The organism is Cyclobacterium lianum, from assembly GCF_900143075.1.
GTDB lineage: Bacteria > Bacteroidota > Bacteroidia > Cytophagales > Cyclobacteriaceae > Cyclobacterium > Cyclobacterium lianum.
The window spans coordinates 460,011-475,086 of record NZ_FRCY01000002.1 but is presented as its reverse complement, the minus strand read 5'-3'; the positions used below and the strand labels follow the sequence as shown (position 1 = coordinate 475,086).

General features: G+C 43.4%; 11 protein-coding genes. 8 read left to right on the top strand and 3 right to left on the bottom strand.

Annotation, left to right across the window (positions count from 1 at the left end; genetic code table 11):
- The first annotated feature begins 204 nt into the window (after positions 1-204).
- The 6 genes from BUB19_RS04690 (at position 205) to BUB19_RS04665 (ending at position 5,731) form a co-directional block, all read left to right on the top strand.
- The gene (locus BUB19_RS04690) at positions 205-1,350 is read left to right on the top strand and encodes a DUF4221 family protein (RefSeq protein ID WP_084096963.1); all 1,146 of its coding nucleotides are present in this window, start codon (positions 205-207) and stop codon (positions 1,348-1,350) included.
- A gap of 429 nt (positions 1,351-1,779) precedes the next feature.
- Complete coding sequence (locus BUB19_RS04685) at positions 1,780-2,931, top strand: DUF4221 family protein (RefSeq protein WP_073092828.1); 1,152 nt, start codon at positions 1,780-1,782, stop codon at positions 2,929-2,931.
- A gap of 49 nt (positions 2,932-2,980) precedes the next feature.
- On the top strand, positions 2,981-4,126 hold the full coding sequence (locus tag BUB19_RS04680) for a DUF4221 family protein (RefSeq protein ID WP_073092825.1): 1,146 nt from the start codon (positions 2,981-2,983) through the stop codon (positions 4,124-4,126).
- A gap of 69 nt (positions 4,127-4,195) precedes the next feature.
- Complete coding sequence (locus BUB19_RS04675; protein ID WP_245802770.1) at positions 4,196-4,438, top strand: type II toxin-antitoxin system VapB family antitoxin; 243 nt, start codon at positions 4,196-4,198, stop codon at positions 4,436-4,438.
- Entirely contained in the window at positions 4,438-4,839 is a 402-nt protein-coding gene (gene vapC / locus BUB19_RS04670) for a type II toxin-antitoxin system VapC family toxin (protein ID WP_073092822.1), read from the top strand. Before BUB19_RS04675 ends, vapC begins: the two co-directional genes overlap by 1 nt.
- A 289-nt stretch (positions 4,840-5,128) precedes the next feature.
- Complete coding sequence (locus tag BUB19_RS04665) at positions 5,129-5,731, top strand: DUF6134 family protein (RefSeq protein ID WP_073092814.1); 603 nt, start codon at positions 5,129-5,131, stop codon at positions 5,729-5,731.
- Positions 5,732-6,927: 1,196 nt separating this feature from the next.
- Here BUB19_RS04665 and BUB19_RS04660 read toward each other — a convergent pair.
- A complete protein-coding gene (locus BUB19_RS04660) occupies positions 6,928-9,372 on the bottom strand; it encodes a carboxylesterase family protein (protein ID WP_073092809.1) in 2,445 nt (814 codons plus the stop codon).
- A 170-nt stretch (positions 9,373-9,542) separates the two neighbouring features.
- On the opposite strand from BUB19_RS04660, the gene BUB19_RS04655 reads away from it, so the two are divergent.
- Positions 9,543-10,742: a DUF4221 family protein gene (locus tag BUB19_RS04655; protein ID WP_073092804.1), complete on the top strand. Its 1,200-nt coding sequence runs from the start codon at positions 9,543-9,545 to the stop codon at positions 10,740-10,742.
- Between the two features lie 151 nt (positions 10,743-10,893).
- Positions 10,894-12,045, top strand: a complete 1,152-nt coding sequence (locus BUB19_RS04650; protein WP_073092799.1) for a DUF4221 family protein — start codon at positions 10,894-10,896, stop codon at positions 12,043-12,045.
- Positions 12,046-13,209: 1,164 nt separating this feature from the next.
- Here BUB19_RS04650 and BUB19_RS04645 read toward each other — a convergent pair.
- Together BUB19_RS04645 and BUB19_RS04640 are read right to left on the bottom strand one after the other, a co-directional pair.
- Positions 13,210-14,475 (bottom strand): 6-bladed beta-propeller, encoded by a 1,266-nt coding sequence (locus tag BUB19_RS04645; RefSeq protein ID WP_084096959.1) that lies wholly within the window; start codon positions 14,473-14,475, stop codon positions 13,210-13,212.
- A gap of 133 nt (positions 14,476-14,608) precedes the next feature.
- Positions 14,609-15,067, bottom strand: a complete 459-nt coding sequence (locus tag BUB19_RS04640) for a YciI family protein (RefSeq protein WP_073092792.1) — start codon at positions 15,065-15,067, stop codon at positions 14,609-14,611.
- Positions 15,068-15,076 lie beyond the last annotated feature (9 nt).

Sequence of the window (15,076 nt, the reverse complement as noted above, 5' to 3'; positions counted from 1 at the left end):
GGGTTTAGTTTCTAATCCTTGATCGCAGATCAGGCTGGCTTAACGATTATTTTCGGGGTCTTGGCCACATACCAGTAAACCTGAAACCTCACCTCGTACAAAGTATCATCTGCTTATTTATTTTAATTATCAATTTTTAACAATTATTTATTTTTATTGCCATATAAAATTCCTAATTTTTTAGTCTCAATAAACACCTATCTTATGAAACAGTCAATTATTATCTTGCTATGTGTAACCATGTTAGCCTGCGGAGGCAGTGATGGGGGCGAAAATGGAGATCAGGTTCGTTTAAGTTACGCGATTGACACCGTAATGGTGCATCCCGGCCAGGAAATTCTATATGTGAATTCCAGCCTGTATCAAGCTCAACTTAGCAAGGATAAAAAGCACCTGTATAATTTCAACCAAACCGATTTTGCCATCGAAAAGATCAATCTGGATGAACTTGCCTTCGAAGAAAAAATCACACTGTCGAAGGAGGGTCCGGATGGCGTGGGGCAATATTTTTATGGCTTCCTGCTCAAGGATGAAAATTCCCTTTTGATCAGGTGCTACAATCAGGATAATATTGTTGACTTTAATGGGAAGAAAAAAAATCAATTTGACTTTAAGAAAGTGGGCGATGAGACGGAAAGGCTTTCGGATACGGAGAGCCTCATTTCTGCGGTGCTGTTGCCTGATCAAACTGACGTATACTATGGTTTAATATCCAGCTGGGAAGAAGGCAATACGGAGGTGGCCAAAATCCTTGTTGAAGAAGATAAGATTCAACGGTATGATCTGCCGATATTCGAAAAGGCCAAAAAATTTGAAATACAGATCGCTGATGGAGGGAGATTTACCATGGGCAAATATATCATTAATGCAGGGGATAAACTGATAGTAGGTGTAGAGGGAACCAATGAAATGTATGTATTAGACGAGGACACCGGTGCGGCACTGCACCATGAATACACCAGCGAACTCACGGCTACCGAAAAAAAGGGAAACTATCCTTCACAAGTTGGAGGGATAGAGGACTTTGCTGGCATCTATAGGAGAATATATGAGGAGGTAGGTTTTTTGCCTCCGGTCTGGGATGAGGTCAATGAGGTGTATTACAGGTTTTCCTTTATTATGGAATTTGATGACAACGCTGAAAAACCTGAGGGCAGCCCCTTCCAACAGCCTTCCGGAGCTAAGGTGTTTTTGACGGTTTATGACAAAGATTTGAACATGTTGACCGAATCAGCCATTCCCCAAATGAAAAATCGACCACCTTTTCATTTTGCCAAAGATGGTAAACTTTGGGTCTTTGAGAACATTGAAGATGAGATGGGGTTTGTCCAATTTAGTTTTGATTTATGATCTGATGGTTTGATGTGCTGTTGGCAGATACTTACTATTCGGCTGAATTGTACATCAGGAGCCTGAGGTGCCTGAGCTTGTCGAATTCCGTACCTAAAGGCACGGAGGATGCAATCCACTATACCTTTCCTACCCATATTTGGTCCCTACGGGACCGGCTGGTTTGATAGCACGGGCTGTTCGGAATTTGCAATTCCGAACCCTGATATACAGGATTTGCAATCCTGGTATCGTAAAATGATTTTAAAACGCAAACCCATAAACAACTTATTTAATGTTATTAAATTTTTTTAGGATATTAAATCCTTTATAAGGACATCCAATACTCCAAGCGATGACTCAGTTTAATTTATCTTTGTTTTAACACGAATTTATTTGTATTAACTTAAAAAATCCCTAATTTTTTCGTCTCAATACCACTTGAAACAGATGAAGCTTTTAATCTCCCTTTTCCTTTTTGGACTACTTGTAGGCTGTGGGAGCAGTGATAATCTGAAGAAAACCGGTGAAGTTGGCCTGGATTTTAGCCTGGATACGGTTATGATTAATGGGGGAGAACAGCTTGTTTTTCCCTATTTAGCTGCTTCAAGTAGTTTTTTTACAGAGAATAACCGGTTTTTATATAACTTCAATTTTTTTGAACACGCCGTTGAAAAAATTGATCTGGCTAAACTTGCGTTGGTCGCTAAATATCCCTTTGAAAAGGAAGGTCCCAACGGTACCGGGGAATATGTGGATTACCTGATATCGCTTGACTCCGGAAAATTGCTCATACAAACGAGCAATCAGGCAGGCATTTTTGATTGGGAGGGAAATAAAATCGGGGAATTTGATCCACTGCTGGAGGGTACTTCGTTGACGCACGTTGAGAGGAAGGCTTTTCAGCCCGTTAGGGCAGCCGGTGGGCGGATTTATGGACAGATAGTAGACAATGGGGCCAATACCAGTGAAGTGGGATACGCTGACCTTACCGAAGGTAAATTTTCAACCATTCCATTGGCGAAAGAATTCAGGCATGAGGACTTTAATCTGGAGCACAGGGAAGGTAATTCCCGGCGAAGGTATGCGGCAGGGTTCATCATGCAGGCCTATGAAGAGAACAAGCTTGCGGTGGGCAGTACAGTGTCCGGCAGCTTGTTTATTTTCGACCCTGAAACCCGGCAATTAGAAAAGAAGGAATACAATCTTTCCCTGACAGCAAATGAGAAAAAGGGGGTTTACAGGCTGGCAACCGATGATAAGGCTGCTTTTCAGCGGGCATACGTGCAATTGTATGAGGAAGTATCATTCGGTCCTTTAATAGCGGATGTTGAAAATGAACGTTATTTTCGTTTTTTCTATGAGTATTCCTATCCGGAAGAGCATCCTCCGGGCGGATTTCCAAAACCTGTTTCCACCGCCGTCTACCTGATGGTATTGGATAATGACCTTAACTTACTTCATGAAACCGCCGTGCCTCAGCTTGACCATGTACCCCACTTTTCTTTCGCCAAAGACGGTAAAATCTGGATATCTGTAAATATGGAAGATGAGCTGGGTTGTTTGCGCCTCCAAATAGATTTTGTGAATTCGAATTTATGATTATCCCATTTTACATCTGATATCCACCCTAATTCCAATTTAAGTTCAAATGAATAATCCACTTGACATTTTATGCTTTGTATTTGGTTTGATTTTTATGCTGTTCTCTTGTGGTTCTCCGGCGGAAAAGGAGATACAGGAACTCACAATCAGCGTAGATACCGTACAGATCGATCCGGGAGAGGAACTGTTGTTTCTCAAGTGGGGGCTTGAGCTTTCCGGTCTGAGCGAGGACCAACGTTACCTGTTTAATTTTGATGTGGAGCAGCACCAACTAGAAAAAATTGACCTGGATTGTCTGGTCCTGGAGCGTAAAATTTCCTTCGAAAAAGAAGGTCCAAATGGACTAAATAGTATACATTCCCTGAAGGGCTGGAAAGGAGATCTTATTTTTTTCAGTACCTGGAAAGGGCCGCTGCTTTTTTCAGAGTATGGGCAGCTCGAACAATCCTGGAATGTGGATCCGAAAGAATTTTCCGGGGATGTGCTCAGCGAGAAGGAATCCCTGATGGGAGTCCTGATTGATCCTTCCGCTGAGAAGGAAGCTTATGGACTTGCAAAAGCTTTTCGAAATGAGATGGTATCATTTGTCAGGTTGGATTTGGACCAAAATCAGATATACCGCTATTCCTTACCCTTATTGGATAAGTTAGGCACCTATACCGCCTCCCTGAATGATGGGGAGAGCTATGCCTATCATGATGCTGAGACTTATCAGGAAATAGTGGACAGTGGCGTCTTGTTTGGAGCGGAAACCGGAAGTGAATTTTACCATTACGATCCCAAAGCCGATACCATCAAGATTGTTGGCTCTAATAGTAAGTGGCTGGAGTCGGAAAATAAGGCAAAAGGACATGATTTTGCGTCTGCAGGTGAGTTTTCAAGGTACTTTCAGCAATTCATGGAGGGACCTCACTACTTATTGCCTGTTTACGATGCCCAAAACAAACGGTATTGGCGGTTATTTTACGAGAATTATTATAAAAGCGAAAAAACGGAAGGGCTTTTTCCCCAGCCTGCGGGTGCCAATGTTTACCTGGCTTTATACGATGAGGAGTTGAACTTAATCCAAGAGGCTGAGCTTCCCTTTTTAACCGAGAAACCTTTACGGCATTTTATTAAGGATGGGATGCTTTGGATCGTCGTCAATCTGGAAGATGAGATGGGGTTTGTCCGCTTGTCGGTTTCGGGCTGATGATTTATAATGAAAAAGTAAAAAAGAGTAAGCAGACATATAAGATTATTTTTTGCAAGATTATTGACGATGAAATTTTTGTGTAAAATTTTTGTTATACTTAGTGTATATTTATTTGCCATGCGTACCAACATTGAAATAGATGAAAAATTGATGGATGCAATTATCCATAAAACTTCTTTGAAAACCAAGAAAGAAATTGTCCATGCAGCACTTGAAGAATTTCTGCAAAAACTAAAACGGGAAGAACTTGCCTCAATGGCCGGAAAAATTGATTGGACAGCAGATTTGGAAGAAATGCGAAGAGATTGATGAGCGTTTTGATTGACACCAGCATCTGGATTCAATTTTTTAGGGGAACAGATGAAAAGCAGGTACAGCTTGTTCAAAAGCTTATCCTTAGCAATGAGGTTTGTATTTGCCCTCCAATTCTTCAGGAAATCCTTCAAGGAGTAGGCGATACTAAAACGTTTGAAATGCTAACTGACCAACTGATGAGTCTCCATGTTTTAAATGCTGACCCAAAAGTCATGGCCATACATGCAGCCAAAATCTATGTTAATTTAAGGAAAAGAGGTGTTACAATCAGAAAAAGTATGGATTGTCTTATTGCCGCATACGCATTGGCATTTGATGTTCCCTTCTACCATTCGGATAAAGATTTTGAACAAATCACCAAATATTTTCCTTTAAGGGTATTTATTGAAAAATAATCCACCTTATCAGACCATTTAAAAAGGGTGAAAAGATAAAAAGCTCCATACCGGACCCCCCTTATAATCCCTTATATTTCTTACATGGTTCAAAAATGGAGAAACCATATAAGGGTTAGAAGGACATATAATCTCGGAGAATGTGATTCAGGGTGTATTTGTGATTCGATACCCCCAAAATCCCACCATTGGTCTATTTTTTGGTAAGTTTAAGCTTATTTTGAATTTGATTCGTTGTTATCTAAATAAAACCTATTGGTCTAACCAGAAATTATAAATAAGCTTTTACATGTTAAAAAATCTGCTTGTTGCCATTGCCGCCCTTATTTTAGTTTTTTCACCCATGCTGCTCCAGGCCCAGGAAAGGCATGAATATGAGATTTCCATTTTGGGCATCAACATTGGTGATATGCTGGCCACCAAAGAAACCAAAGCCGATACCACGTATTTTTTGCTAAAAAGCGAAGTCAGCTTCTGGTTTTTTGGGCGGATCAACCTGGATTATACCACCGAGGTAAAATACCATCAGGGACAGTTTATCGAATCAACCGTAGAAAAAAAGACCAACCGCGGAGATTTTCTGTCCCGAATCTGGCTGGAGGATGGGGTCTATGAGATCCGGGCCAATTCCTATAAATATGAATTCAATGATCAGGTCAGTGAAAAAATCGATTACAGTGCGGTACGTTTGTTTTTTGAGGAGCCCAAAGGTAAAACCAGGATGATTACCGAAAACCACGGCCAATTTGCCAGCATTACCGCCAAAGGAAACGGGGCCTACGATACCTATGTAGAAGGCAACGAAAACAACTACCAATACGAGAATGGCCAATTGCAGGAGGTCAGCATGCACAGTCCTATCAAGAATTATGTGATACAGCGGAAGGAATAATGGTTGCTAATTTTCCGATCGTAATTTCCTTGAAATGAATTTTTCAAAGGTTATTAATTAGAGAATTGGACAAAAAGTCAGGATTCCACTTCGCAAAAGACGGACAGATCTGGATTTTTGAGAACTTGGAAGATGAATTGGGTTTTGTTCGGCTCAGTATAGATTTATGATTTCGGAATCTGAGAGCAATTTTTTTTTAGCATGTGGAGGGATTAATATCCTGGAATAAAATTGATGGCTTTAAAAGCTGGGTTTACGGCTGTAGGTTTGCAAGCCCTGTTTATCTGAATTCAGCATGGCAAACTCTGAAAAGCTGGTACACCGTTATTTCTTCCGAGGTTGGCAGAGGAGACCTTATTTCCAAAAAGGACGGTCGGTTCGCAGGACATTGTTCAACCCCTGCCGGGGTTGGGTGAAGGCTGGATTCTTGCAGTCCCCGGGTTTCGTCCGGGGTTATTGCTGTTGAAGCCTTTCAGGCTTTGGGGTCGAGGAGGTTTTTGGTAATCAGTGAAGAAGTCCGATTATTCGATTTGCTGGGACCTGGATTGAAAGAAATTTGAGATTTCCAGTCAAAAAATTAGTCTGGAAGCATATAAAATACCTTTGAATCCCTATTCTGCTCCTATCGACTTCCCTGACGTATTCCAGGCCTGAGGGGCCTGAACAACAATAACCGTGGGTGCAGCCCAGGGCTGATGGACTACCGATAACCTCCAACCCCGGACGGGGTTGAACTTGACGTAGTTGCCAAAATAAGATCAAATATTCCCGTACATATAGCGTCCTTTCGATTATAGGATTGCAGAGGAGACCTCGTTTCCAGATAGAGCAGTCGGCTCGCAGGACCATTTTCAACCCATTTCGGGGTTGAGGGGAAATGGATTGGCTCTTAAGCGCCAGGTTTCGCCCGGGGATATTATTATTGAAGTCCTTCAGGCTTCTGCATTAGGAGTTCGATAATTAGGGAAGAAGTTTGCTGATTCGATTGGCTGGGATTTGGATTGAAATTGATTTGAGCGTTACGGTTTCATTATTGGAATTGAGGTATAAAAGACCTTATTTATTTCTAAGTCTGTTGGGTAAGGTTCCTTAGTTCATCCCAGGCCTGAAGGGCCTGAACAATAATAACCGTGGGTACAGCCCACGGCTGATGGACTGTCGATTATCGCCAACCCCGGACGGGGTTGAACCTTACTTTATTTCCCGGCCGGCAAAGTCCAGTCATTGTTGTAAAACCCGGCAGCCTTGATGGCTTCAACACCTTTTACCGGCAGCTCGGAGGTAAAAACGACGAAATCCGGGAAACCGCTTCCCCCCGCAAAATATTGGTTGGCATTGGCTGTATGCAGGCCTTTCAATCCAGTACCGCTGACCACCGCCACTCCGAGCGTATCGTTGTCTTTACGGGGGACCATAAAATAAGCCCCCAGGTTGTCCTGCTGCAAAATCTGATCTCCCAGTCTAACTGCCTCCCGGGTTACCTGAACAGGACTATTGGCAAGGAGTGTTTTCCAAGCCCGGTTGGTATCGGCATTGCCATAAACAATGATCCCTCTGTCTGCATATTTCTCCAACTCAAATTCCCTGTCTGAAACCAGATCCACGGCACCATTTCCCCTGTAGTACCAGCTTTCCGCATCAAAACGCGCTTTATTGTATGCCCATTCATTTTCAGCTTTATTGCCGGCTGTGCCGTATACGAAAATCATCCGGTGGTTAAAGGGTTCTTTGAAGGTTCCGTTTCTAAGGATGCCTTTGGCAGAAAGATCCGGTTTTTGGCCAGGTCTCCAGACCCCATTGCTTTTGTACAGGTAAAGGGTAGGTGTTCGGTCCTTTACCCATACCAGCTCTTCCCCGTCCAGGTGCAGAGAAATGCTGTCTCCGACCTGAAAATCCTGGGTATCTATCCCCAGCACGGCAATATTCTCTGTTATCCCACTGATTTTCAACTCTTCCCTATCGCGTTGCAGATTGGCCCGGCTGTAGGAAAGGGATTGTTCCTGTTGAAGGATATGCAGCCATTTGTTGCTGGAGGAAATGGCCGTATTCGCTGTAGAAAAGTCAATGGTATGGGTCAGACTGTCCGGGCTACGCTCATGCCATTTAAAATAATCGAATAAGGGGGGCCAGTCCACACTTTCGCTGCCAAACCAATGGCTGCCTCCCGGATATTCGTAGTAGCTGAAGTCCGGATGAAACTTCGCCAGAATGCCCCGCATCTGCCGGGCATAATTGACAGAGACCACCCGGTCATTGTCGCCATGGTGGATGTAGACCCCTCCCGAGGCATAGTTTTTCGCCAGTTCGATGGTGTTACTGGGGTTGCTGGCCCGTAATAAAGTTTTTTCCAGTTCGCTTTCGGGGTTTTCCGGAATTTTCCCATCGGCAGAACCATAGCCCATCAAGGTGGGATAGCCAGCGCAGGGAGCGATGGCTGCCCATTTACCGGCAAAGGTGGCACCCAAATACCAGGTACCGTGCCCACCCATGGAGTGCCCGGTCAGGTAGATCCGGGAGGGATCGGGTTTGAATTTTTCTGTTGCCAGGTCCAGGACTTCCATGGCATCTATCCTGCCCCAGTCTTCCCAGTTGAATCCCCTTGGCCGGCGATTGGTAGGGGCTACCAATGTTCCCCAGTCTTTTTGCTGATAGGCTCTCGCCTGGCCTATCGCTTCCACGCCTGCACCATGCACGGATAAAAATAAGGCTGAACCGGGGCTTCCCCCATCCGTTTGGGGTGCGACGCCATAGTACTGTACGCTGCCATCTATTTCGCTGACAAATGTCTGCTTATAATGTTCGGTGGCTTCTCTTGCATCCAGGCTTATTGTTTGATTATCGACTACCTTGTTTCCCAGCAACAGATTAAGGGAGCAGGCATATTCACCTTTTTGCGATATTTCGCTGGCGTTTATTTCAAAGCCGACTTTCCGAATGGTCATGGGTGGAATCGTGGGGAGTGGGGTGGTTACCACTTTTTCGTTGAGCATGGCCTCCATGTTGGCATTGCTGATGGGCTTGGAAGTATTGTTGATGACCACCACGGCTCCCATCAGGGTGCCATTGTCCTCTCCCAGTACAATATCCGGAAGGGTAGCATCTGCTACTTTTAGAAGGGCCGGTTTTTGATCCAGCAGTAATTCTGCGGCAATTCCAGACCAAAGCCCGTTAAATCTGGCTAAAATTTCATTTTCACCTTTTTCCAGGGTAATGGGCAGGTAAAGCCAGCCATCCCCATAGATATCTCCTGCCCGCGGAACCCCATTGACATACATCATGCTGATGCCACTAACCTTTATTAGGGCATTTTGCTTTTTTTCGGATTCGTAGGTAAGGTAGAGGTACCCACTTCTGATACGCCCTTTAAATTTACCATCTTCTGCAGGCTGGATGGTTTTCCAAACGGCATCCAGATCGGCGGAAATCCGCTGTCCTTCTTCCGGTTTTTGGAAAGTCCCGTCGGACAACTGGAAGGCAACAGGATCTGTAAATTTAACCTCTCTGCCATACTCGTGAATATTTTCCAGATACAGCCCGCTGGTAAATGTGCCGCTGTCCTGTGCATGGGCAGGGGATATCCCCAAAAGCACCCAGCTAATCAGAAAATATATTTTCAGGTAATGGTGGGAATTAAATTTCATAAAACTATCGAGTCTTGGAGAAATAATTAATTAAAGGATTGCCCCAAAAATAAACATATTGATCTGATAATAAAGTTGGTTCATATTAATTTATTGATTTAAAATTAACCATTTAATAGGTTTTTGAATCATATTTTTTAAATTTATAGTTCTAAACATATAAAAAAGTTATGGCGAGGATTTTTCCCTTACTGGTATTGCTCCTATTTCAGATAGCCTGTGACAGCAAAGACCCATTAGACAACCTGAAGGGCAGTACCACCCTGGACTATACCCTGGATACGGTGATGATAGATCCGGGAGAGGAATTGTTGTCTGTAGCAGGACAGCTCTACCAATCCGATCTGTCGCCGGACGGCAGGTATTTGTACAATTTTAACCAACATGACCATAGCTTTGAGCAGATTGACCTGGATGAAAAAAAACTTGTCCGGAAATTGCCTTTCGAAAAAGAAGGGCCAAATGGTACCGGGGAATTTTTCAGGTCATTTTTTCTTCTGGACAATGACCATTTGGTGATCATCAGCTTTCCTAATCCTGGTGTTTTTAACCTGAAAGGCCAGAAACTGAAGCAGCTTGAGTTTCAGGGCCTGGATACTGGTGACGGTAAGATCGGTGAGGGACAGGCATTTTTGGTTGAGTTGAATTTACCCAATCAGCAAGATCAGTTTCTAGGATATCTGAGAAGCTATGAAACCAAATCCAGAGCGCTGATGCGTGTCGATCTAAGCGATGGCAGCACCAGGACAATGTCCGTTCCTGAATTCGAAACACTGCAGAATTTTGAGTTGCAATACACCGACGGAAAAGGCTACATGATATCCGGTCCTCAAACCTATCTGGTTAGGGAAGGCGGAAAAATATTGCTGGGAAGCAATGTGCAAAACAAAATATACCAATATCTGCCCGAGACCGACAGCCTTTTGGCACGTAGCTACCAAAGCCAGTTGACGGAGGACAAAAAGACCGTTCCGGCGGGAAAAGAATTTGATACGCAGGAGGGATTTTTGGAGGCAATAACAAAGGTAAGGGAGGAAATCAGTTTTTCATCGCCCAAATGGGATGAGAAGAATAAGGTCTATTACCGGTTTTCCCACAAAGAAGTTCTGGAAGAACCGGATACAGAAAACTTTCAATGGCCTGCTGCTACCGCTGCTGAGGTATACCTGACCGTTTTCGATGAAAATCTGGACATGCTGGCAGAGAGCAGGATACCAGATATCACCATGCCACCAAAGAAGCATTTCGTCAAGGATGGGAAGATCTGGATGTTCGTAAATGTAGAAGACGAGATGGGCTTCGCGAGGATGGCCATCGATATGGGTAGGAGAGGAGTACCTTCAGAAGGGATATCTGTTAATGACAATTAAATAACAAATACAATGAGCAGTCGATTTTATTGTGCCAGTTTCTCAATGGTTGTTTTTTTAAATTTCCTAAAGGACAAACAATGATTTACATACCATTTTTTTTTTATAAGAACCTAAATTATTTTTTATATTGCTTCCTTAACCCTTGATCATGAGCAAATTTGGTTTTTTAATTCTTCTTCTTTTAATCGTTGGCTGCGGAAGTCCGGATAAAGAAAATCTCGGGCAAGAAATGCAACTTACTTTTTCTGTGGATACGGTACTGGTGGATCCTGCTGAGGAAATCCTTTTTTTGAATAGATGGCTTAGCCAATCCTTTCTTTCTCCCGATCGAACTTACCTGTACAATTTCAATGCACAAGATTACAGCCTTGAAAAGATTGACTTAAATCAGCTCAGGTTAATGGAAAAATTTTTCTTTGAAAAAGAAGGACCAAATGGAATAGGTGAACGAATCAGTACCGTTTTTCAAGTGAATTCCGATAGCTTGTATTTTGGTGGATACAATGGTATTGGAGGGATTTATACCTGGGAGGGGAATAAAGTGATGGACCTCCCTTTGAATGAGTGGGGTGATTCAACAGCACAGCTTTCTTCCAAAGAGCAATTGGGAGGAATAAAGGGTTTTCCAAACGGGGAAATGATATTTTATGGAATGGTCACAATTTTTGACAGGGATGAGACCGAATTGGCTACGATTGATGTGAACAATGCTGATTTTAACCGGATACCACTTCCGCTAATGGACCGAACCAAGCCATTTCGGGTCACCTTCACGGATGGTCCCGCTAAAAGTTCGATTGGTCCTGTCTCCTATCTGGTTACTGAGGGTAAGAAAGTCATCTTGAGTACGGCGGTAAGCAATGACTTGTATGTTTTGGATGAGGTAGGGGATTCCCTGCACCATTTTTCATTCGACAGCCAGATCATGCCCATTGAAAAGGAAGGAAAATACCGAAACGAAGTAAGTTCTGAGGAAGAAATGTATGCCATTTATCGAGCCATCAATGAAGAAATCAACTATTTCGCCCCCATTTGGGATCCTGAAAAGGAACGGTTTTACCGGTTTTCTTATATAGGTGAAAACGATTCGGACTCCGAAAAACCAATTTTCGATGTTTCCCCAGATAGGTCAATAGTCTACCTTACCATTTATGATAAAAATTTGGTACAAATTGGGGAATCATTGGTTCCGGCACTGGACAGAGCTCCTGCCCGCCACTTCGCCAAGGACGGTAAGATCTGGATTTTTGAAAATATAGAGGATGAATTGGGCTTTCTGCGGCTTAGTATTGATTTATGATTTCGGAATCTGAGCGCAATTATTTTTAGCATGTGGAGGGATTATCATCCTGGATGAGAATTGATGGCTTTATTAACTGGGTTTACAGGAGTAGCGTTGCAAACCCTTTTTATCTGAGCCCCGAATTGTAAATATCGAACATCGGGTTATGGTTAAAACACCTTTACTTCCTATCCAGGCTGGTAAGTAGACCTTATTTTTAGATAGGTAAGTTGGTTGGCAGGACCATGTTCAACCCCTGCCGGGGTTGATTGAAGGATGGATTCTGGCAGCCCCCGGGTTTCGCCCGGGGTTATTGTTGTTGAAGCCCTTCAGGCTTCGGTATTGCAGAGGAATTATATAATGAGGTAAGAACCCGGATGTTTCGAATAGCTGGGAAGTGTTTGGGAAGTGATTTGAGTCATCAGGTAAAATGATTGAATTATGAGCAAGTAAAATATGTTCCATTTCCCTGACGTATCCCAGGCCTGGAGGCCCTGAACAACAATAACCGTGGGTTCAGCCCACGGCCAAAGGCCTCCCGATTACTTCCAACCCCTTTAGGGGTTGAACCTGACGTAGCTGCCATTTTTAGATTAACTATTCTTGCACATACAGCGTACTTTCGGACAGGGGATTGCCGAGGAGACCTTATTTACGGATAGGCCATTTGGTTGTCATGACCATGTTTAACCCCTGCCGGGGTTGCATGAAGGCTGGATTCTGGCAGCCCCCGGGTTTCGCCCGGGGTTATTGTTGTTGAAGCCCTTCAGGCTTCGGTATTGCAGAGGAATTATATAATGAGGTAAGAACCCGGATGTTTCGAATAGCTGGGAAGTGTTTGGGAAGTGATTTGAGTTATCAGGTAAAATGATTGAATTATGAGCAAGTAAAATATGCTCCATTTCCCTGACGTATCCCAGGCCTGAAGGGCCTGAACAACAATAACCGTGGGTGAAGCCCACGGGTTTGTGACAGTGGATTGATTCCAACCCCGGACGGGGTTGAACCTTTTGTGAATCAATTCACAGAAAATCCAGCTTTTTGGTGCATAGCTAACAGGCAATGATTTAGAGAAGCTTCAAAATCGGGACATCCTGAAATCTATTAAGGAAAATTGCAGGGAATTTGTGAGCTCATTTGGGCAGTAGCCGTCTGAGGCCACATCCATTACTTTCAGTAATGTTACTTTAGCGTATACACAATCAGCACCGGATTTTCGGAATGTCTTGCGGCAAGGGCTGTTTTGGCGAAATTCCTACCCTTGTTTTTTGCCCAGTTTTCGAATTCCGCCTTTTCCATATGGGCTTTTTTCTCCAATAGGGTTTTATACAGATCTCTGCCCGGAACCCTCCACCCAACTTGTCCCGGTGCAAGACTATAATGGATCCCATAAGGTTCGTATCCTCCATCAATATCATTTGTGAAGAGGTTCTCAATTAAATGAGTTTGTTGACTGCGTCTGTCAAAAAATAAATTGTAGGCTTTTTTTTCATAAACTATAAATGAATGTAGCTGTTTTTCAGAAACATGATACTGGCCCCGGAAATATAGTTTGGCTCTGTTGTTGATAAAATTCACCCTTTCCATGCCAGCATCAAGTCTTTTAATCTCATCAAGATCCTGCCCGTATTTCCCGAAATCAAAAACGAGTTTTGCAACAAAATTACCCTTGTCGACCTGATAGATGGTATCCAGATAGGCCATTCCAAAATAGAGATTCTCTGTACTTTTCTGAAAAAAATCTCTACCGGAAAAATTTCCATACAGCCTCTCAGGATGGTACGGAAAATGCTTACTAGTGTCCTGAAGGGATTTATTGAAGCTTTTTACAAAATAATCTCCCGGATCCCGGGTTTCCGTATACAGGTAAAATCGTTGGTCAAATTCTGAAAATATACCCGGTCCAACCCTCTCTTGAAAGAAAAGTTCTCGTAAGAATTCTCCCTCCAGGCTAAACCACATGATCTTACGGGGAAATACTCCGAGGAGGATCAGTTCTCCGTCTACCACTGCGAAATCATCAAAGTCCAGGTATTGGCCCGGCCCCTCTCCATGGGCATCAATCTTTGACAAAAACTTACCGGATTTATCGAAAATGTGGATACACTTGCACCCGAAAATATCCAGGGTATAGATTCGGTCTTCGTAAAAAAGTATTTTTTGCAATCCGGCATTGAGCTGGGCCTCCTGAGAATCATCCTCCAGCCAGATATATTCAATACTGGGTTCGAAAAATTCAGATAATTTTCCGGTACGCGCTTCCGAAAGATCCACGGATATCCTTTCCAGGCCCGGGACAGATTCGGTTTTTGGATTACAGGCTCCGGACAGGATGATAAAATTTCCCAGCAACAATACGTACAGCCAGTACTGAAGAAATAGCAGAAATTTAAGACCGGGGGCTTTTGCCAATCCGGCAATACTGAATGTAGCTAGTGAAAGCTTCATGGTAAAAAGAATTAGATAGTTAATATACTAAAAAATATTGACATATTAAGCCATTTACCCTCTGTCTGATAAAAATGAGCCAGGAATTTTTCCCAATATTTCGAAAAATGAAGCAAATGCAGGATTAAAATGCTCAGGGATTTTCTTTCCAGATTTTGTCGGCGGCATCCAGGTACATGGGCAGGGCAGCAGAGCCATACCAGGGGTAAAGCTTTACGTCCAGATACCCTTCCTGAATAGCTGGATCACTGCTTACCAACTCCCTGGCTTCTTCAACTGTGGCCACGTCAAAAATAAATATTCCCCGGTAGCGGTCATCATTTGGGCCAAGGGGACCGGCAATCAGCAATTTTCCCGCTTCAACCAGCCGACGAATATTGGCCATATGGCCTGAGAAAGCCTCTCTAACTGCGGTTTGGTCATCTGGTGCTGTATTTCCCGTCTCAAGGATGGCCAGGACGTAGCTTTTCATGCCATAATCATCTGCGCCAAGGCTGTCGGCCAATGCAGGGTCATAGCGCGGATTGGTTTGCTGGGCGGTAGTAGAAAATGTAATCCCCAGAAGTAAACAGATGAATATCAAGTCTTTCATACGTTTTCT